Below are 16,747 nucleotides of genomic sequence, written 5' to 3'. Positions count from 1 at the left end.
ATGAGTTACCAGGTCTCGCCCGTTGGCTTCGTGCGCTCCTGCTTCAAGGAGAAGTTCGCCATCCCGCGCCAACCGCAACTGGCGCCTGCCGCCCGCGGCGTGCTGGAGCTGGTCGCGCCGTTCGACCACGGCGAGGCGGTGCAGGGCCTGGAGCAGGTCAGCCATGTGTGGCTGCTGTTTCTGTTCCACCAGGCCCTCGAAGACAAGCCCCGCCTGAAAGTGCGCCCGCCACGCCTGGGCGGCAACACGTCCATGGGCGTGTTTGCCACCCGCGCGACCCACCGGCCCAACGGGATTGGCCAGTCGGTGGTGAAGCTGGACAAGGTCGAACCGGGCCGGCTGTGGATCTCCGGGATCGATCTGCTCGACGGCACGCCAGTGTTGGATATCAAGCCATATGTGCCGTATGCCGACATCATCGACAGCGCCACCAACGGCATCGCCAGTAACGCGCCGCAACTGATTCCCGTGCAGTGGCTGAAGACGGCTCTGCACCAGGCACAAGGCCACGCTCAGCGCCTTGCTGAACCGCTGGTGGAGTTGATCGAACAGTGTTTGGCACAAGACCCGCGGCCGGCCTATCAAACGCCTGGGCCTGAGCGTGAATACGGGGCGCGGTTCTGGGACGTGGATGTGCGTTGGCACTATCCCGAGGCGGGTGTCATCTGCGTGCTGGAAGTGATTGCAGCTAAATAAGCCGGAAACAAATGAGGGAGGGGGCTTGCTCCCGATAGCGGTGGTTCAGGGCCAGTCGTATCAACTGGCAGACCGCTATCGGGAGCAAGCCCCCTCCCTCATTTTTTTTGACCGCGTTTACTTCTCGACGAAGGCGCGTTCGATCAGATAGTCACCCGGTTCACGCATCCGTGGCGAAACTTTCAGGCCGAAGCTGTTCAACACTTCGCTGGTCTCGTCCAACATGCTTGGGCTGCCGCACAGCATGGCGCGGTCGTCCTCGGGGTTGATCGGTGGCAGGCCGATATCGCGGAACAGCTTGCCACTGCGCATCAGGTCGGTCAGGCGACCTTGGTTTTCGAAAGGCTCGCGGGTCACGGTGGGGTAGTAGATCAACTTTTCACGCAGGGCTTCGCCGAAGAATTCATTCTGCGGCAGGTGCTCGGTGATGAATTCGCGGTAGGCGACTTCGTTGACGTAACGCACGCCGTGGCACAGGATCACTTTTTCGAAACGCTCATAGGTTTCCGGGTCCTGGATCACGCTCATGAACGGCGCGAGGCCCGTACCGGTGCTGAGCAGGTACAAGTGCTTGCCCGGCTTCAAATCGTCAAGCACCAGAGTGCCTGTCGGCTTTTTGCTGATGATGATCTCATCGCCTTCCTTCAAGTGCTGCAACTGGGAAGTCAGCGGGCCATCGGGCACCTTGATGCTGAAGAACTCCAGATGCTCTTCCCAGTTCGGGCTGGCGATCGAATAAGCGCGCATGAGCGGGCGGCCGTTGGGCTGTTGCAGGCCGATCATCACGAACTGACCGTTCTCGAAGCGCAAGCCCGGATCGCGGGTGCACTTGAAGCTGAACAGAGTGTCGTTCCAGTGATGAACACTGAGGACACGCTCGTGGTTCATGTTGCTCATGTACGGGGGACTCCTGGAGATGGGTCTGCGCCAAATGATAAGTGCGCAATTGCACAGCATTCTAATCGCGGCGACAATATCTGTTAACTGGATTATTAAGATAAGGGTTATCGGTTATATCGATATGCGATTTACTCTCCGTCAACTGCAAGTCTTCGTCGCCGTCGCCCAGCAGGAAAGCGTCTCACGCGCTGCTGGCCTTCTGGCCTTATCTCAATCCGCCGCCAGCACCTCAATCACCGAGCTGGAGCGTCAATCCAGCTGCCAATTGTTCGATCGGGCGGGTAAACGCCTGAGCCTCAACGCCCTCGGCCGTCAGTTGTTGCCCCAGGCGGTCGCCCTGCTGGACCAGTCCAAGGAGATCGAAGACCTGCTCAACGGCAAGTCCGGTTTCGGCTCGCTGGCCGTCGGCGCCACGCTGACCATCGGCAATTACCTGGCCACGCTGCTGATTGGCAGCTTCATGCAGCAGCACCCCGAGAGCCAGGTGAAGCTGCATGTGCAGAACACTGCGCACATCGTGCACCAGGTCGCGCATTACGAAATTGACCTGGGTCTAATCGAAGGCGACTGCAGCCACCCGGATATCGAAGTGCAAACCTGGGTGGAAGATGAACTGGTGGTGTTTTGCGCGCCTCAGCATCACCTGGCCCAGCGCGGCGTAGCCACCATGGAAGAATTGACCCATGAAGCGTGGATTCTGCGCGAACAAGGCTCGGGCACGCGGCTGACCTTTGATCAGGCCATGCGTCATCATCGCAGCGCACTGAATATTCGCCTTGAGCTGGAACACACCGAAGCGATCAAACGTGCGGTGGAGTCGGGGCTGGGGATTGGCTGCATTTCCCGGCTGGCGCTGCGCGATGCCTTCCGCCGTGGCAGCCTGGTGCCGGTAGAAACCCCGGACCTGGACCTGGCCCGGCAGTTCTACTTCATCTGGCACAAGCAGAAGTACCAGACCTCGGCGATGCGCGAGTTTTTGGAACTGTGCCGCGCCTTTACCGCCGGGGTTCAGCGCAGCGACGAAATCGTGCTGCCGAGCATTGCCTGAGGCTTAGATCAGGATTACGGCCCACACCAGGGCGATCATGGTCAGTGCCACGAATTGCGCGGCGCTGCCCATGTCCTTGGCGTTTTTCGACAGCGGGTGGCGGTCCAGGGAAATGCGGTCGATGGCCGCCTCCACCGCTGAGTTGAGCAACTCGACGATCAATGCCAGCAGGCACACCGCAATCAACAGCGCCCGTTCGACGCGGCTGACATGCAGGAAAAAACTCAGCGGGATCAGGATGACGTTCAGCAACACCAACTGACGGAACGCAGCCTCACCGGTGAAGGCTGCGCGCAGGCCGTCCAGGGAATAGCCCCCTGCGTTAAAGATACGTTTGATACCGGTTTGACCCTTGAAAGGCGACATAGATGTAGGCAACTGAACCAAAGAAGTGGGAAAACTAGATCACGCAAAGTCAAAAAAGCGTGAATCGGCAACAGCTTAATGCTGCGAAATTGACTCAAGTTGTTGCAAGAGCAACGCCGCCTGGGTTCGCGTGCGCACCCCCAGCTTGCGAAAGATCGCGGTGACGTGGGCCTTGATGGTCGCTTCCGACACGCTCAACTCGTAGGCGATCTGCTTGTTCAACAAACCTTCGCACACCATGGTGAGTACCCGAAACTGCTGGGGCGTCAGGCTGGCCAGGCCATCACGGGCAGCCTTGGCTTCGTCGGACACATTGATTTCTTCAAACGCCTGCGGCGGCCAGGACACATCGCCATCCAGCACCGTGCGCACGGCTTTCTGGATATCTTCCATGGAGCTCGACTTGGGAATGAAACCGCTGGCACCAAACTCCTTGGAGCGCACCACCACATCGGCTTCTTCCTGGGCCGAGACCATCACCACGGGGATCTGCGGGTATTGCCCGCGTAACAGCACCAGCCCTGAAAATCCATAGGCCCCGGGCATGTTCAGGTCGAGCAGCACCAGGTCCCAGTCGGATTTTTCGGTGAGGCGGGTTTCCAGCTCGGCAATGCTGGCCACTTCAACCAGACGTACATCCGGGCCCAGGCCCAGCGTTACTGCCTGATGCAGCGCACTGCGAAACAGCGGGTGGTCATCAGCTATCAGGATTTCGTATGTGGCCATTGATTAAATGATCCTGTTTTTTTTGGCAGCCCTGATGGGTTCAGGGTTCGCCAATACACAAGGCAACGGCCAGGCAGCCATCACCACAGGGCATGCTCAACGTCAAAAGCACCTGAAACGACGTTGGAAATTCACGGTTGCGCCCTGATCGGCGCCCAGCATGCCCAGCGTAGCCTGGGTGGTCAAGCACTACGCCAATGGGCAGTTTAGCGGCGGTTGGATTCACAGTGCCATCATGCAAACGTCGTCTGGTTATACCGCCGGGATGTAGGGCGCTAGACGAGTATGGACGATATCCGTCAAGTCCAGCGGTAACTGGAACTTGGCGGCCAGATAATGGGTGCTGAACACGTCGAGGTAAGCGTCCAGCACTTCGCTGGCCGCGCAGTCGTCGGCCAGCTCCAGGCACAGCGCGGCGACTTCGGCGGTGCAGAAATGATCATCACGCTTGGAACGACGCAGTTTGTAGCGCGACAGCTGTTCCGGAGCCAGGCTGAGGACCGGCAAATGCTCCAAATAGGGACTTTTGCGGAACATCTTGCGCGCCTCGCTCCACGTGCCGTCCAACAGGATAAACAGCGGGCGCTTGCCCTCCCCTACCCTGACCTCACTGACCACCCGTTCCGGCGTCACGAATTCGCCGGGGAACACGATGTAGGGTTGCCACTGCGGGTCAGCCAGCAGGGTGAGCAATTCGGGATCAACCTCGGTGCGCGACCAGGCGAACGCGCTGGTGTCATCGATCACATCGGCGATCAGCCAGCCGGTATTGCTGGGCTTCATCGGTTCGACGTCGTGCATCAACAGGCACATCGCAGACTGGGCCTGGACCTTGGGCCGCCAGGCACACAAGCAATACGCGGGGATCACCCGGCAGCCGGGGCAGCGCTCGGCACGCGAACCCCGATTGACGAAAGGCCTGATGGCGCGCGCCAGGCGCTGGGTACGCAGACGAGAGACGGCGTGGCTCATCGGATGCGCCGCACGGAAGGGAAAATCGACACTGAGGGAACTCGAGGAAGGCTTAAGTGGCCGCAGTTTACCAGAGCCACACTCACTTCCCAGCAATACGCCTGGCTGTACTGGCCGGGGCTCACCTATAATTGCGCGCCACTGAACGCACAGCCCAGTGGCTGGTCTATGCACCAGTAACCGAATCAGGAGAGTTTCATGCTGCGTTCCATGCTGCGTCTTGTCGCCCCATCCGTCGCCCTTGCGCTGGTCTTGCCTGTTGGCGCCCAGGCGGCCTCGCTGCTGGAGGCCCAAATGAACAAGAAGCTGCAAAGCGTCGCGGCTGAAAGCAACAAGGACCTGCCCCGGGAAATCGATGAAAAAACCCTGGAAATGGCCTACACCGTTGAAGGCCTGCAGTTGATCGATCACCTCAGCGTGCAGCCTGATCGTGCCGAACAGATGCGCGCCAACCCCAAGGCGGTGTATTTCCAATTGGGGCAAAGCGTGTGCCTGAACAAGGGTTACCGTGAGCTGATGGCCAAGGGCGCGGTGATGCGCTACGAGATCACCGAAAACAAGACCAACCGCCCGGTGGCATCGGTAAAATTCGTCGAAGCGGACTGCCCGGCACCGGCGGCGGCGAAGAAGAAAAAGTAAGTCGCACATGCCCCTCGCGCGCTGCTGTCCAGTGGCGCGCGCTTCCCTCGTTTGCGTTTTCCACCAAGCGCTGCACGTTGTGACGTGAGACCAATAAGCGGTTGCCAGCCAAGGGTTTTTCGGCCCATGATCGACTCATCCTGACAGCCCGCCAGCCCCAATTCCCACGCTGTTCTGTAACACTTTCAGGGCAAAACAGAGTTGTCCTTCTGCCACGTGCAGTACAAAGGTTTTTAAATCACAAGGAACATACAGAGCCGCGCTTTGCCGCTTGGCGAACACTGTGCAATGCCTTGGCACGCTGCGACACATGCCGTGTCGTGGCCACGGACGAATCTCGCCGCCAGCCCAGGCTCTGTGAAGAAGGAGAAGTTGAATGCCTTACGAACCGAATGAGCGCCTGCTCCAGCATTTTGAAGCGAACGGGGTCGACCTCACGCAGCAGGTCGAAGCTCAACTCCAGTTGATCGCCCCCGACAGCCCGAATATTCCTCTTTATCGCGACATGATCCTCACCGCGCTGCGCATGGCCCAAGACGACCGCAGCCGCTGGAACGCCAAAATCACCTTGCAAGCTATCCGCGAACTGGACCACGCCTTCCGCGTGCTGGAACAGTTCAAGGGGCGCCGCAAGGTTACCGTGTTTGGCTCGGCGCGCACGCCGGTGGAAAGCCCGCTCTACGCCCTGGCCCGAGAAGTGGGCGCGGCGCTGGCGCGCTCCGATCTGATGGTGATCACCGGCGGCGGTGGCGGCATCATGGCTGCCGCCCACGAAGGTGCGGGCCTGGAGCACAGCCTGGGCTTCAACATTACCTTGCCGTTCGAGCAACATGCCAACCCGACCATCGATGGCACCGAGAACCTGCTGTCCTTCCACTTCTTCTTTACGCGCAAGCTGTTCTTCGTCAAAGAGGCCAATGCGCTGGTGCTGTGCCCGGGTGGTTTCGGCACCCTGGATGAAGCGCTTGAAGTGCTGACGCTGATCCAGACCGGCAAGAGCCCGCTGGTGCCGGTGGTGTTACTCGATGCACCAGGCGGCGGTTTCTGGCAAGGCGCCCTGGACTTTATCCGCAGCCAACTGGAAGCCAATCGCTATATCCTGCCCACTGACCTGAAGCTGGTGCGCCTGGTGTACAGCGCCGAAGCAGCGGTGGACGAGATCAACCAGTTCTACGCCAACTTCCACTCTACCCGCTGGCTGAAGCGCGAGTTTGTGATGCGCATGCATCATCCGCTCAGTGATCGGGCGCTGGCTCATGTGCAAAAAGAGTTCGCCAGCCTGCGGCTGAGCGGAGACTTCCAGCAGCTCGCCTATACCGGAGAAGAGCACGATGAGCCGCAGTTCAGTCATCTGACGCGACTGGTGTTCAACTTCAACGGGCGTGATCAGGGCCGGTTGCGGGAGTTGGTGGATTACATCAACTTGCCGGAGAACTGGGCGCAGGCTCAAGGTAAGACGCAACAACGGGCGGCGCCGGAGCCCGCGTGATTTTTGAACAAAAAAAAGGCCCGCTATTTTCATAGCGGGCCTTTTGCTTTTTGCTCTGTTCAGTCGTCCATGTCCCGACCGCTGAAGAGGCGGCTGATCATTTCCATCGAAAACCCGCGATAACTCAGGAAGCGCCCTTGTTTCGCGCGCTCTCTGGCATCAATCGGAAGATGCCCAGAGAACTTGCGACGCCAGGTATCTTCCAGTTGCGACTGCCAACTGATACCGCACTCGCGCAGGGCGAGGTCGATGTCGGCGCGTTGCAGGCCGCGCTGGCTCAGCTCTTCACGAATGCGCGCAGGACCATAACCAGAGCGCGCTCGGTAGGACACAAAACTTTCGAGGTAACGGGCTTCCGACAGCAACCCTTCTTCCGTCAAGCGGTCGAGGGCACTGTCGATCATCTCGGCAGACGCACCGCGCTGGCGCAGTTTACGCGTCAGTTCGACTCGACCATGCTCGCGGCGCGCGAGTAGGTCCATCGCAGTGCGCCGAACGGCGACGAGTGTATCCAGCACAACGGTCATCGTTTGGTTCAGACGTCAGTGTCGACTTCTTCCATTTCGTCAACCGGCGCACGGTTGGCAGCAGCTTTCACGTCCGGCGCAGGAGTCAGCAGCTTGTCGCGGATCTGCTTCTCAAGCGTGGCGGCGATATCCGGGTTGTCCGCCAGGAACTTGGCCGAGTTGGCCTTGCCCTGACCGATTTTGCTGCCGTTGTAGGCATACCAGGCACCGGATTTCTCGACAAAACCGTGCAGCACGCCCAGGTCGATCATCTCGCCGTTCAGGTAGATGCCTTTGCCGTAGAGAATCTGGAACTCAGCCTGACGGAATGGCGGGGCCACTTTGTTCTTCACGACCTTGACGCGGGTTTCGCTACCAACAACCTCGTCACCTTCTTTCACCGCGCCAGTACGGCGGATGTCCAGACGAACCGAAGCATAGAACTTCAGCGCGTTACCACCCGTGGTGGTTTCCGGGCTGCCGAACATGACGCCGATTTTCATCCGTATCTGGTTGATGAAGATCACCAGGCAGTTGGCGTTCTTGATGTTACCGGTGATTTTACGCAGCGCCTGGGACATCAGACGGGCTTGCAGGCCCACGTGCATGTCACCCATTTCGCCTTCGATTTCAGCTTTCGGCACCAGGGCCGCCACGGAGTCGACCACGATCACGTCGATGGCGTTGGAGCGCACCAGCATGTCGGTGATTTCCAGGGCTTGCTCACCGGTGTCCGGCTGGGAAACCAGCAGGTCGTCAACATTGACGCCCAGCTTGCCAGCGTATTCAGGGTCCAGGGCGTGCTCGGCGTCGACGAACGCGCAGGTGGCGCCCATCTTTTGCGCCTGGGCAATCACCGACAGCGTCAGGGTGGTTTTACCAGAAGATTCAGGACCGTAGATTTCAACGATACGGCCTTTTGGCAGACCGCCAATGCCGAGCGCGATGTCCAGACCCAGAGAGCCAGTGGAAATAGCCGGGATCGCCTGACGGTCGTGATCGCCCATACGCATTACGGCACCCTTGCCGAATTGACGTTCGATCTGACCCAGGGCCGCAGCCAAGGCTTTCTTCTTGTTCTCGTCCATTAAAGTCCTCACGTAATCAATAAGGCCTGACGGCCAATACCTGTATAAGTAGACAGTATTGTTCCACAAAGATCGGAGATCGCCTACCCCTGATTTTCTATTTCTGCTGCAGCTCGTCGCAACAAGCCCTCTAGCGCGGCCTTTACCGTTTGTCGGCGGACCTCGTCGCGGTTGCCGGGGAAGTGCTGGCGCTCGGCCGTGACCTCGTCACCCACGCCGAAAGCCAGCCATACCGTGCCTACCGGCTTGTCCGGCGAGCCGCCATCGGGGCCGGCCACGCCGCTGACCGCCACGGCAAAGCGCGCCAGGCTTTTTTCCTGGGCGCCCCTGACCATGGCCTCGACCACCTCGCGACTGACGGCCCCCACTTTGCCGAACAGCGCCTCCGGCACATCCAACTGCCGAGTCTTCTGCCGGTTGGAATAGGTGACATATCCCGCCTCGAACCACGCCGAACTCCCGGGTATCCGCGTGATGGCTTCGGCTATGCCGCCACCGGTACACGACTCGGCAGTGGTGACGTGGGCATTGAGCACCTGTAAACGTCGACCCAGTTCAGCGGCAAGTGGGGTGATTTCTTTCACGGTCGTCTCCTGGAGTGGGCGGGCGTTTGCCTACCCTACAGGAGCCCATCAGCCATGCAAGTTGCAGCATGCCTCAAGACACTAACGCACGATGGCCCGCACATACGCCTGACAGCCACGCAAGGCGATCACGGCGTTATCACCGTCGTCGGTGATGGCGATAATTCGCTGAGCATGCGCCGGGTCAAGTCGGGCTCGTGGGGCTGCATGAACCACGCCGCCGGTGGTGGTGGGGGCTGGCATTGCGCAGCCACTGGCGCAGTCACCGGTGTCGAGAAGGACTGACAACCGCACATCAGCAGTGGCCAGGCGATCGCGCAGAGCGGCCTGATTACGTTGTGCATCGCTCAACTCCCGAGCATGTTGCTGGTCGCTGGCGCTGAGTTGTTGCTCAAGCGCCCGCCGTTGGTCCTGCTGCGCCTGTTGCTGGCGCAAGGCTAGCTGGTTTTGCTGGCTGAGCGCCTGCGCCTGGGCCGCCGATTGCGCCTCAAGCTGCGCGCCATAGCGCCAGGCTTGCACCTGCCACACAAACGCGCTCAGCAGGCATACGCCGATCAGGCGCCAGGCCGCTAGGAAACGCATAGCACCGCCTTCGCGCGCGCCCACAATCGCAAACGCTCCTCCAGGCCGTTGAGACCACCGTTGATGCGCCGGGTGATGGTGCTGAACTGGTCGTTGTCCGCGAGTTCGTTCAGGCCGTTGCTGTGCCAGAACCAGGCGGCGGATTCGGCGGCCCATTGCGGTTGTTCCAGCAATTGCGGTTGCAGCAGCAGGCGCTCGTCGCCAAACAGCGCGTGGCTACAGATTAAATAGTTGCGACGCCCGGTGATCTGAATCAGCCCCCTGCCCCGGTACTTCTGGCCGTCGCCATCCGCTTCGGGGGTGTTGCCCAGGCGAGCAGCCAGGGTGCCGGTATCGTATTTGCTCAGGTATTGATCGCTGCCCAGTTCGCGGACATAGCGCAACTCGCCGGATTCGTGGCCGATCTGGGCGAGGCAAGCGGCGAGGCGTTTGGGAGTATTGATCGCGTACCGAGCGAATGCCGTGTTTAACGAGGATAGAAAAACGCCCGCGCTAAGGCGAGCACCCGGCATGACGTAAAGCAACTGGGGCAGTGTTATCAGCATGAGTCCTACTCCGTAAAAGGCATTACGCCGACAACCCGCCGGCTGTGACCGAACTGCGATAGCCCGTCACCGGGTCGCCTACGTGCGTCACCTTGGTAATCGACCAGCGTCCCTGCATGTAGGAAGGCCAGCTGTCATCCAGCAGCAACAACCCTTCGGCCGACAACAGCGGGTTCCCCGGACAATCGATCAGCAACTTGAGGTCTTCACGCCCCACGCGGCGCAACTCCCCCTCAGCCACCGCCCGCGCCTCGGCTTCGTTCTGACAGCGCTGGCGCAACGTTTTGAACGGCGCAATCCCGACCTGAACCACGCGCTGCCTGCACGCGGCGGCATCCCACCAGGTGACGCGGCTGCCCTGGTATTTGGAACGCGACGTTTCGTCGAGCTTGGCGGTGATGAATGCTTGATTGCCGGGGCGATTGTCCTGAGTGACCGACAGTTTCACGTCCGGCAGTTGCTGGCCGGAGAGCGACATGAGCTGCCCGGCCTCGGCGAGCACGTACAGTTCGTTGATCGGTTTGGTGACGGCGCCATAGCGTTTGGCCAGGCGGGTGATGAACGCCATGTCGCTTTCATTGGATTGGTCGATGTGAGCAATCGCAATGCCTTCCAGCGCCGGCGCCACCCGCGGTGAATAGCCGTGGCGGCTGACCAGTTGGCGAAAGAGCGTGCCCAGGGTGATCGGTCCATAACTGGCGGATCGACGCTGGCGATAACCACTGGCATCGCCCGCGCTGAAGGGCGCCGCGGTGGCGACGATCATCAGGCGCATGGGAAACAGCACCGGCGTGCGCTGGGTGATGACAAACTCGCCTTTTTCCACCAAGCCAGACTCCTTATAACCGACGCGCAAACCGATCTTGCCACTCAGGCTCGGCAGGCCCTCCAGACCCTCGATGTTGATCGTCAGTTCAAGGCGGTCGGACTCAATGCCCGCCGCGTCGGTGTGGCTCCAGTGCATCAGACGTTGATTGAGCAGCGCCGCGTTGGCGCCATAGAACTCCACAATGGGCGTAAATCCCTGAGCCATGTAGCCTCCTTCTTAATCCCAGGCCGAAACGAGGCGCAGCGCAGCCGGCCGCGACGCCATTTCCGGCACGATCACCCACACGCCAGCCGGTAGCACCGGGCCGTATTCGGCAAGCGTGGGGTTCAAGCGCCAGAGGGTTTCTTCCGCGGCATCATCGCAACGTCCCAGTTCGCGGTAGAGCAGCAGGTTGACTGAATCACCGGCAATACTTCGCACTCTACGCATTGACGAATTCCTCCAGTTCAAGGGTCCAGGTCATGAGCATGGCGGTGCCGTCATCGATCACGTTGCTTTGGGTTTCCATCACCGAATTGATCCGCCACAGGCCCCAGTTGCGGCCGATGCCATCCACCAGTGGCAGCGGCACGCATTGATTTTGCAGGGCGCGCAGCTCGTCCAAGCGTTGCATCCCCACGCCGTACATCACCGTGCCGCCGAAGGTGAGTTTTTCCAGTTTCTGGCCGTTCTGCCGCGACTGCGATTTGCTCGCGATAATCGTCAGGTCAGCCCAGCCGCCGTCGCTGTTACGGGTCAGCGAGGAATAGGCAAACCCACGGGCGAGCCCAAAAATGAAATCGCCCAGCACCATCTGTTGTCGCATCAATCACCTCCTGGATCGGCCAGTGCCGCGTTGCGCCGGAGCCCGAGGGTGTCGGAGAGCATCGGCATGCATTGGAATTGCAGGGCCTGGATCACCTGGTTGACCACCTGCTGGGCATCGGCAGGGTTGACGCCGGTGATCTGGATGCTGGGGGCAAGGGTGACTTGCACGTTGTCCGAGCGCGCGCTGTTGAGCTCCTTGCTGACGGCGTTGGGTGCGGGCAGGCGGTCACCTGGGCTGAACAGTTTGTCCCCGAGCCAAGCGCCCGCCTCACTGCCGAGCAAGCCGCCGATTGCGCCGCCTACAGCCGTGCCGATGCCCGGGAAAACCAGGGTGCCGATGGCCGCACCGGCGGAGGCGCCGGCCCAGGCACCACCGGCAGTAGACAGGCCGGTGGCGACTGTTTTCGCGTCGCCATCGCGTAGACCCTGGATCACATTGATGGCGGTGTCGGCATACTTTAACGGGCCAAGGCCACGGGGAACGGGCAACGCCCGCCACAGCGTCGACTGGCCGGTTTTCTTACCGGAAGTCTTTTTCCCTCCAGTACGGTCATAGCCAGGCGGCAAGATGATGCTCGGGGTGGTGGCGCCACGAAGAGATTCGCCGCGGCAGCAGCAGTCCTTGTCCTTGTCCTTGTCTTTGTCGTCTTTGAGCCACTTGCCGGCTTTGGGAAATTTTTGCGCCAGTGCATCGATGGCCTTGCCCGAGACCCTGCTCTTGACCGTATCCCACAAACTTGAGCCCACATCCTTGGCAATGGTCTTCGCCGCATCGGCCCCGAACTGTAGGCCTTTGTCGACCCAGGAGTCGGCTGCCGGCGGCGGTTCTTTGGGCTGACTGTTCTGCGCCTGCGAGGCGGTATCGACCGTCCTGAGCGCCAGTGAATCACTGGTAATGAATAACGTGCTGTTGAGCGTTTCCAGTGTCTCGCGCAGCCGCACTTGCTCCAGGGTCAAGGCGTTGATATCCAGGCTCACCGTGACCAGCGCCAGGCCGAGTTCCGACGATGGCTGCGGTTCGGCATCCAGGCTGGAAGGCCCGACAAAACTTTCGGGAAGGGGTGTCAGCACACTGTTGAGCGTCGCATCGTTGGACAGGGCCGCAAAGGTCATCCAGCGCTTGTCTTCCTCGGCGAGCCTGATCTCGTATTGAGTCTCTTGCATCCCGCTCTACTCCTGTTTGACGCCAAGGCGATTGATCGCGATGTCGTAGCGGCGCAGTGCTTTTCCGGCGTCCCAGTCGAGGATTTCCGCTTCATTGACCGAGTAAATCAGCGGCACCACGTCGAGGATCACTTCGATGTCGCGCTCCGAAAGAAGTCCGCCGGTTTGTTTAAAAAATCATCGATGCGCTCCTGCAACTCCGTCCAGTCAGGCACGGTCAGGCCAGCCAGGTCGGGGATCATCAGGCCGGTGCAGTGGGCGGTGATGAACTCGGCGCGCTCTTTGTTGGTGGCGAGTTTTTTCATCACTTTGGTCGCGCGCAGGGCGGGCATTTCCAGGGGCAATGCGCTGAAGGTGCGGCCGGCGGCCTCCAGGGGCAGCAACAATTGAACAGGCTCGTCGAAGGTCGGCGCTTCAAGCGGGTCCAGGAAGAACCATGCCGGGCGAGTCGACATTTCGTGTACGTACTGGGCGATGCTCACGTAGTCCGGGCGCTTGAGTTGGTCGAGCTCTTTTTCCGAAAGGCCGGTGGCGAGTTTCGCCAGTTCGAAAAACTGGTCGTCCTCGTCATCACCGGCCCGGGCCAGCGCGTCTTTTTGCGCGGCGTAGAACAACGGTTTGAGTTGAACCTGCTGGATCGTCGCGCCGGTATCGGCGGTGATCGGGGACAGCAGGAGGTGCAGCGGCGGCATCCAGGCCATGGGGCAATTCCTTGGTCAAGTGTGGGGCGAGCGAGCCCGCCCCCGAGGGCTTACGGCATCAACACCGCACGGCGGGCGTCGCCCAGAATGTCGACGCCGTTGAGGACGAACTTCTGGGTACGCACGTCGATGTCGATCACCGAGATGCCGTTTTCCAGGCGGTTATAGGTGCGGCAAGACAGCTCCAGCGTGGTGGTGGCCTTCTCGCCCATCTTCAGCTTTGCCTCCTCCAGGGATTTGAGCTTGCCGCCCACGGTGTGGTAGGTGAAGTAGGTCTTGCCGTCCTGGTCCTGGCCGGCTTCACGCACGTTCAGCAGAATGTCGTCCCCCATCCGCACGCCCAGGGCCAGCATGATTTCCGGGCCGGCGCCTTGAAGGATCAGCTTGGCATTGAGCACTTTGCCGCTCTTGGCCATTTCCTCGGCAATGAAGCGCCCGCCGGACATGGACTCCATGTCGAACTCGATCTTCGGCGGGGTGAATTCTTCCACGGTCGCGGACAGCGGCAGGCCTTGGAGGGTGGCCGCAATGGCCTGTCTGACTCGGTTGGTAAACATTAGAGAACGTCCTCCAGGAACTGCTCGATGATTTCATCGCGGGCATTGAGTTGATAAATCATGTGTTCGTTCGGCGCGTAGCGGCCGTAGTCGATAACGATGAACCAGGTACCGTTCTTGTACTTCTCGACACTGTTCAACTCCGGATGCAGGTACACGCTGCCACCGGGGATGGTTTCGTCAGCGACCAGGGTTTGCAGCCAGTCGTTGATGCGCTTGACCTCTTGGTCCATGAAGGACTTGGTGAGGTTCTTGGCCATGGCCTTCTGCCCGGCCTTGACCAGCTTGCGGCTGATGGCGTCTTCCAGGCCGACGTAGCTGATGAACTTGCCGGTGATGGAGCGGTTACCCAGCAGCGAAAAACCGCCGAGGATGGTGCGAGCGTAGTAGCTCACGCCGTAGCGATTGAGCAGGTCGCCTTCGGTGGAGGTGTCGAGGATGTTGTACTCGACCACGCGGGAAACGTCCTCGGCGAAAGTCACCTGATTGCCCGGGCTTTCCCACTGCTTGACCTTGGCCAGTGCAGCGATGGCCAGGGACGACGGCGAAAGAAACACGTTCTTCTTCGCGGCCTTGGAGTACACCGACGGCATGTTGTGTACCAGCAGGCAGCGGTCGAAGCCAAGATCGGCACCGCCCAGCTCGCCGCTGTAGGTCACCTGATCGGCAACAGAGGCGTCCTTCCCATCCAGCACCACGCGGGCCTTGATGCGCTTGCCGAAGGCGGCGAACTCGCCCGCCACGGCCTTGGTGCCAGTGAAGCCTGGGGCGCCGATGATGGTCAGGTCTTCCGGCACACTGCTCAGGGCCGCCAGGCCGAGTTTGCGGCCGGTGACCGGTTCGTTACCGCCGATCACATTGTTGAGCGTGTCAGCCGGGGTCGCGCCCTCCTCCACGATCACCACGTAGACCGGCACCTTGACCACTTTGAGGATCTGGTACACCGCCTGAAACAGCGTGCCCGCCTCACTGCCGGTAGGGTCCAGCAGCGCCTGGGTGGTGAAGCTGTTGATACGGAACGGGGCGTTTTTCGGGATCGATGCATGCGCATTCGGCGCGGTGCCGACCAGGCCGATGACGTTGTCGCCAAGGCCGCCCATGGCCTCGGGGGATTCGATGGCATTGACGGTGATGCCGTTGTGCTCGAAGTTCAGAACTTCTGCCATGGTTATTCAGCCTCCTTGGGGGTGGTATTGAGGACGCTGGTCAGTTCCAAGCGGCCGGCGGTGCGCAGGGCGGATGCTTCGACGTCCAGCAGTTCCAATTCCTGGCCGGCGGTGGACCAATGGCCGGCGCCGGTGGGGAATGGGATTAGGACGGTGTAGGTTTGGCGGTTAGGCATGGTGGGAAAATCTCCGGGTGTAGAACGCCAAAGCCCCTGCGGGAGGGGCTTTGGGGGCGAAAAAAAAACCGCTTTCGCGGTTGTGTGTCAGTTGTTTTCCATTAGAGGAAAACGCACCTTAATTTCAGCGACTTTGGCTCGCCAGTCTTTCTCTTTTTCAACAGTACCGTCGTATTGCCACTCGAGATACAACGGGTCGGCTTCACTGACATAAGCGGCACGACGAGCAGCAATCAATGTCGCTAGGGCCGCCGCTGCGGAGGCTTTCTCAATCAGCAAGTGTGCGGCACCCTCACTAAATCCAAGTCCTGTTAGCGTCTGAATATCAGCTGGAACATTAATAAGAACATTACCAGCGGGGGTAATTACGTCCTCAATGAGCAAATCCATGTCATATCCTCCCTAGACTTTAGACGTGTAGCGAGCATCATTATCATAAGAATATGCATAACTCTTATTTGGATATACCTTACCAATAACAGCATCAGCCTGCGCCATAGAATAAGGTTTAACGGCCCAACGCACTTCCCAGTCAGCGGTGACGTCATCGCTCATACTCACCTCACTATCAACCTTGCTAAAACTTATTGGATAATCAAATGTTTTAGTGATCGAATAACTCAACCCACCTCTCAGATACACCCCCGAAAATTGTGGAGCATTGGTCAACTGCCCTGCGGCCAACCCCAAGTACATAGGCCTTAGCCCTGTTACAGCTCGAGCAGTACAAATCATACCAAATGAAATTCCACGTACAGTCTCACGGTAGGTTTGCGAGATACGCTTAACTGCCATGAAATTTGAGTCACCACTCCATATGTAACCAATACCTTCAAGTTGCAAACTTAGGCCAGCAATGTGAACCACTCCTTCTCCGAACGGCGCCTTTTGGCTATCTCGCGAAAAATATCTCGATATAGTGATCTCGGTTTCCCCTGCTTCGTTACCAGGCATCGTCCACCAGACTGGGTAAAACACATCCGTTGACAAACCGGTGAGATCAATCTCTTGTTTATAAAGCGCACGCCCGTTAATATCCTTCGCCTGCACACTATTACGCCAAGCCGTGAACTGACTCGATGCGACATCTACTCGAGCATCAATTTTCCCAATTTGATTGGTAACCGTTTCCGTGAGTTTGTTACACGCATCCACAACTTTCGTAATAGTCGCTTCAATCCCCATCATTAACTCCCTGTCATGTTT

Annotated in this window: 24 protein-coding genes; 4 read left to right on the top strand and 20 right to left on the bottom strand. The window is 59.6% G+C overall.

Annotation, left to right across the window (positions count from 1 at the left end; genetic code table 11):
- A complete protein-coding gene (tsaA, locus tag ACP7CJ_RS01500) occupies positions 1-696 on the top strand; it encodes a tRNA (N6-threonylcarbamoyladenosine(37)-N6)-methyltransferase TrmO (RefSeq protein ID WP_426099592.1) in 696 nt (231 codons plus the stop codon).
- Between the two features lie 117 nt (positions 697-813).
- Here the strand turns inward: tsaA and fpr are convergent, their stop codons facing one another.
- Positions 814-1,593 (bottom strand): ferredoxin-NADP reductase, encoded by a 780-nt coding sequence (gene fpr / locus ACP7CJ_RS01495; protein ID WP_010563456.1) that lies wholly within the window; start codon positions 1,591-1,593, stop codon positions 814-816.
- Between the two features lie 124 nt (positions 1,594-1,717).
- Here fpr and ACP7CJ_RS01490 point away from each other — a divergent pair, with 124 nt between their 5' ends.
- Complete coding sequence (locus tag ACP7CJ_RS01490; RefSeq protein ID WP_247402911.1) at positions 1,718-2,644, top strand: LysR family transcriptional regulator; 927 nt, start codon at positions 1,718-1,720, stop codon at positions 2,642-2,644.
- Between the two features lie 3 nt (positions 2,645-2,647).
- Here the strand turns inward: ACP7CJ_RS01490 and ACP7CJ_RS01485 are convergent, their stop codons facing one another.
- The 3 genes from ACP7CJ_RS01485 to ACP7CJ_RS01475 form a co-directional block, all read right to left on the bottom strand.
- Complete coding sequence (locus ACP7CJ_RS01485; RefSeq protein WP_247402908.1) at positions 2,648-3,010, bottom strand: diacylglycerol kinase; 363 nt, start codon at positions 3,008-3,010, stop codon at positions 2,648-2,650.
- A 75-nt stretch (positions 3,011-3,085) separates the two neighbouring features.
- Positions 3,086-3,736 (bottom strand): response regulator transcription factor ErdR, encoded by a 651-nt coding sequence (erdR, locus tag ACP7CJ_RS01480; RefSeq protein ID WP_247402905.1) that lies wholly within the window; start codon positions 3,734-3,736, stop codon positions 3,086-3,088.
- A gap of 252 nt (positions 3,737-3,988) precedes the next feature.
- Positions 3,989-4,708 carry a tRNA-uridine aminocarboxypropyltransferase gene (locus tag ACP7CJ_RS01475; RefSeq protein ID WP_276196793.1) on the bottom strand — a complete coding sequence of 240 codons (720 nt, stop codon included), beginning with the start codon at positions 4,706-4,708 and terminating at the stop codon, positions 3,989-3,991.
- Positions 4,709-4,906: 198 nt separating this feature from the next.
- Here ACP7CJ_RS01475 and ACP7CJ_RS01470 point away from each other — a divergent pair, with 198 nt between their 5' ends.
- Both ACP7CJ_RS01470 and ACP7CJ_RS01465 read left to right on the top strand, forming a co-directional pair.
- A complete protein-coding gene (locus ACP7CJ_RS01470; RefSeq protein ID WP_276197905.1) occupies positions 4,907-5,347 on the top strand; it encodes a PA3611 family quorum-sensing-regulated virulence factor in 441 nt (146 codons plus the stop codon).
- Between the two features lie 376 nt (positions 5,348-5,723).
- The gene (locus ACP7CJ_RS01465; RefSeq protein ID WP_276196792.1) at positions 5,724-6,836 is read left to right on the top strand and encodes a TIGR00730 family Rossman fold protein; all 1,113 of its coding nucleotides are present in this window, start codon (positions 5,724-5,726) and stop codon (positions 6,834-6,836) included.
- Between the two features lie 59 nt (positions 6,837-6,895).
- On the opposite strand, the gene recX is transcribed toward ACP7CJ_RS01465, so the two are convergent.
- The 16 genes from recX to ACP7CJ_RS01385 form a co-directional block, all read right to left on the bottom strand.
- Entirely contained in the window at positions 6,896-7,363 is a 468-nt protein-coding gene (gene recX / locus ACP7CJ_RS01460) for a recombination regulator RecX (protein ID WP_276196791.1), read from the bottom strand.
- A gap of 8 nt (positions 7,364-7,371) precedes the next feature.
- Positions 7,372-8,430: a recombinase RecA gene (gene recA / locus ACP7CJ_RS01455; RefSeq protein ID WP_247408227.1), complete on the bottom strand. Its 1,059-nt coding sequence runs from the start codon at positions 8,428-8,430 to the stop codon at positions 7,372-7,374.
- A gap of 83 nt (positions 8,431-8,513) precedes the next feature.
- A complete protein-coding gene (locus ACP7CJ_RS01450; protein ID WP_426099593.1) occupies positions 8,514-9,014 on the bottom strand; it encodes a CinA family protein in 501 nt (166 codons plus the stop codon).
- Positions 9,015-9,095: 81 nt separating this feature from the next.
- Entirely contained in the window at positions 9,096-9,596 is a 501-nt protein-coding gene (locus tag ACP7CJ_RS01445) for a lysis system i-spanin subunit Rz (protein WP_426099594.1), read from the bottom strand.
- Entirely contained in the window at positions 9,584-10,141 is a 558-nt protein-coding gene (locus ACP7CJ_RS01440; protein ID WP_426099595.1) for a glycoside hydrolase family 19 protein, read from the bottom strand. The genes ACP7CJ_RS01445 and ACP7CJ_RS01440 overlap by 13 nt, the downstream gene beginning before the upstream one ends.
- A gap of 22 nt (positions 10,142-10,163) precedes the next feature.
- Positions 10,164-11,174 (bottom strand): phage late control D family protein, encoded by a 1,011-nt coding sequence (locus ACP7CJ_RS01435; protein WP_426099596.1) that lies wholly within the window; start codon positions 11,172-11,174, stop codon positions 10,164-10,166.
- A gap of 12 nt (positions 11,175-11,186) precedes the next feature.
- Positions 11,187-11,399, bottom strand: coding sequence for a tail protein X (locus ACP7CJ_RS01430; protein ID WP_017844656.1), 213 nt, complete (start codon positions 11,397-11,399; stop codon positions 11,187-11,189).
- Complete coding sequence (locus ACP7CJ_RS01425) at positions 11,392-11,775, bottom strand: phage tail protein (RefSeq protein ID WP_276196786.1); 384 nt, start codon at positions 11,773-11,775, stop codon at positions 11,392-11,394. Before ACP7CJ_RS01425 ends, ACP7CJ_RS01430 begins: the two co-directional genes overlap by 8 nt.
- Positions 11,775-12,941 carry a hypothetical protein gene (locus ACP7CJ_RS01420; RefSeq protein WP_426099597.1) on the bottom strand — a complete coding sequence of 389 codons (1,167 nt, stop codon included), beginning with the start codon at positions 12,939-12,941 and terminating at the stop codon, positions 11,775-11,777. Before ACP7CJ_RS01420 ends, ACP7CJ_RS01425 begins: the two co-directional genes overlap by 1 nt.
- A 6-nt stretch (positions 12,942-12,947) precedes the next feature.
- The gene (locus ACP7CJ_RS01415; RefSeq protein ID WP_260473885.1) at positions 12,948-13,073 is read right to left on the bottom strand and encodes a hypothetical protein; all 126 of its coding nucleotides are present in this window, start codon (positions 13,071-13,073) and stop codon (positions 12,948-12,950) included.
- Positions 13,070-13,642 carry a phage tail assembly protein gene (locus ACP7CJ_RS01410; protein ID WP_321850748.1) on the bottom strand — a complete coding sequence of 191 codons (573 nt, stop codon included), beginning with the start codon at positions 13,640-13,642 and terminating at the stop codon, positions 13,070-13,072. Before ACP7CJ_RS01410 ends, ACP7CJ_RS01415 begins: the two co-directional genes overlap by 4 nt.
- A gap of 50 nt (positions 13,643-13,692) precedes the next feature.
- Positions 13,693-14,199 carry a phage major tail tube protein gene (locus tag ACP7CJ_RS01405; protein ID WP_017844651.1) on the bottom strand — a complete coding sequence of 169 codons (507 nt, stop codon included), beginning with the start codon at positions 14,197-14,199 and terminating at the stop codon, positions 13,693-13,695.
- Positions 14,199-15,365 (bottom strand): phage tail protein, encoded by a 1,167-nt coding sequence (locus ACP7CJ_RS01400; RefSeq protein WP_426099598.1) that lies wholly within the window; start codon positions 15,363-15,365, stop codon positions 14,199-14,201. The genes ACP7CJ_RS01405 and ACP7CJ_RS01400 overlap by 1 nt, the downstream gene beginning before the upstream one ends.
- A 2-nt stretch (positions 15,366-15,367) precedes the next feature.
- Positions 15,368-15,541: a hypothetical protein gene (locus tag ACP7CJ_RS01395; protein WP_426099599.1), complete on the bottom strand. Its 174-nt coding sequence runs from the start codon at positions 15,539-15,541 to the stop codon at positions 15,368-15,370.
- An 87-nt stretch (positions 15,542-15,628) separates the two neighbouring features.
- Positions 15,629-15,931, bottom strand: coding sequence for a hypothetical protein (locus ACP7CJ_RS01390; protein WP_426099600.1), 303 nt, complete (start codon positions 15,929-15,931; stop codon positions 15,629-15,631).
- Positions 15,932-15,943: 12 nt separating this feature from the next.
- Positions 15,944-16,726 carry a phage tail protein gene (locus tag ACP7CJ_RS01385; protein ID WP_426099601.1) on the bottom strand — a complete coding sequence of 261 codons (783 nt, stop codon included), beginning with the start codon at positions 16,724-16,726 and terminating at the stop codon, positions 15,944-15,946.
- Between the last annotated feature and the right edge of the window lie 21 nt (positions 16,727-16,747).

This window comes from Pseudomonas sp. PSPC3-2 (assembly GCF_049897085.1).
In the GTDB taxonomy this organism is placed as follows: Bacteria; Pseudomonadota; Gammaproteobacteria; order Pseudomonadales; family Pseudomonadaceae; genus Aquipseudomonas; species Aquipseudomonas paraveronii.
This window is presented reverse-complemented; position numbering and strand designations above follow the sequence as displayed.

Coding starts and splice junctions, on each gene's coding strand:
- tsaA (WP_426099592.1), top strand. CDS start 1: ATGAGTTACCAGGTCTCGCCCGTTGGCTTCGTGCGCTCCTGCTTCAAG.
- fpr (WP_010563456.1), bottom strand. CDS start 1,593: ATGAGCAACATGAACCACGAGCGTGTCCTCAGTGTTCATCACTGGAAC.
- ACP7CJ_RS01490 (WP_247402911.1), top strand. CDS start 1,718: ATGCGATTTACTCTCCGTCAACTGCAAGTCTTCGTCGCCGTCGCCCAG.
- ACP7CJ_RS01485 (WP_247402908.1), bottom strand. CDS start 3,010: ATGTCGCCTTTCAAGGGTCAAACCGGTATCAAACGTATCTTTAACGCA.
- erdR (WP_247402905.1), bottom strand. CDS start 3,736: ATGGCCACATACGAAATCCTGATAGCTGATGACCACCCGCTGTTTCGC.
- ACP7CJ_RS01475 (WP_276196793.1), bottom strand. CDS start 4,708: ATGAGCCACGCCGTCTCTCGTCTGCGTACCCAGCGCCTGGCGCGCGCC.
- ACP7CJ_RS01470 (WP_276197905.1), top strand. CDS start 4,907: ATGCTGCGTTCCATGCTGCGTCTTGTCGCCCCATCCGTCGCCCTTGCG.
- ACP7CJ_RS01465 (WP_276196792.1), top strand. CDS start 5,724: ATGCCTTACGAACCGAATGAGCGCCTGCTCCAGCATTTTGAAGCGAAC.
- recX (WP_276196791.1), bottom strand. CDS start 7,363: ATGACCGTTGTGCTGGATACACTCGTCGCCGTTCGGCGCACTGCGATG.
- recA (WP_247408227.1), bottom strand. CDS start 8,430: ATGGACGAGAACAAGAAGAAAGCCTTGGCTGCGGCCCTGGGTCAGATC.
- ACP7CJ_RS01445 (WP_426099594.1), bottom strand. CDS start 9,596: ATGCGTTTCCTAGCGGCCTGGCGCCTGATCGGCGTATGCCTGCTGAGC.
- ACP7CJ_RS01440 (WP_426099595.1), bottom strand. CDS start 10,141: ATGCTGATAACACTGCCCCAGTTGCTTTACGTCATGCCGGGTGCTCGC.
- ACP7CJ_RS01435 (WP_426099596.1), bottom strand. CDS start 11,174: ATGGCTCAGGGATTTACGCCCATTGTGGAGTTCTATGGCGCCAACGCG.
- ACP7CJ_RS01430 (WP_017844656.1), bottom strand. CDS start 11,399: ATGCGTAGAGTGCGAAGTATTGCCGGTGATTCAGTCAACCTGCTGCTC.
- ACP7CJ_RS01425 (WP_276196786.1), bottom strand. CDS start 11,775: ATGCGACAACAGATGGTGCTGGGCGATTTCATTTTTGGGCTCGCCCGT.
- ACP7CJ_RS01420 (WP_426099597.1), bottom strand. CDS start 12,941: ATGCAAGAGACTCAATACGAGATCAGGCTCGCCGAGGAAGACAAGCGC.
- ACP7CJ_RS01410 (WP_321850748.1), bottom strand. CDS start 13,642: ATGGCCTGGATGCCGCCGCTGCACCTCCTGCTGTCCCCGATCACCGCC.
- ACP7CJ_RS01405 (WP_017844651.1), bottom strand. CDS start 14,199: ATGTTTACCAACCGAGTCAGACAGGCCATTGCGGCCACCCTCCAAGGC.
- ACP7CJ_RS01400 (WP_426099598.1), bottom strand. CDS start 15,365: ATGGCAGAAGTTCTGAACTTCGAGCACAACGGCATCACCGTCAATGCC.
- ACP7CJ_RS01395 (WP_426099599.1), bottom strand. CDS start 15,541: ATGCCTAACCGCCAAACCTACACCGTCCTAATCCCATTCCCCACCGGC.
- ACP7CJ_RS01390 (WP_426099600.1), bottom strand. CDS start 15,931: ATGGATTTGCTCATTGAGGACGTAATTACCCCCGCTGGTAATGTTCTT.
- ACP7CJ_RS01385 (WP_426099601.1), bottom strand. CDS start 16,726: ATGGGGATTGAAGCGACTATTACGAAAGTTGTGGATGCGTGTAACAAA.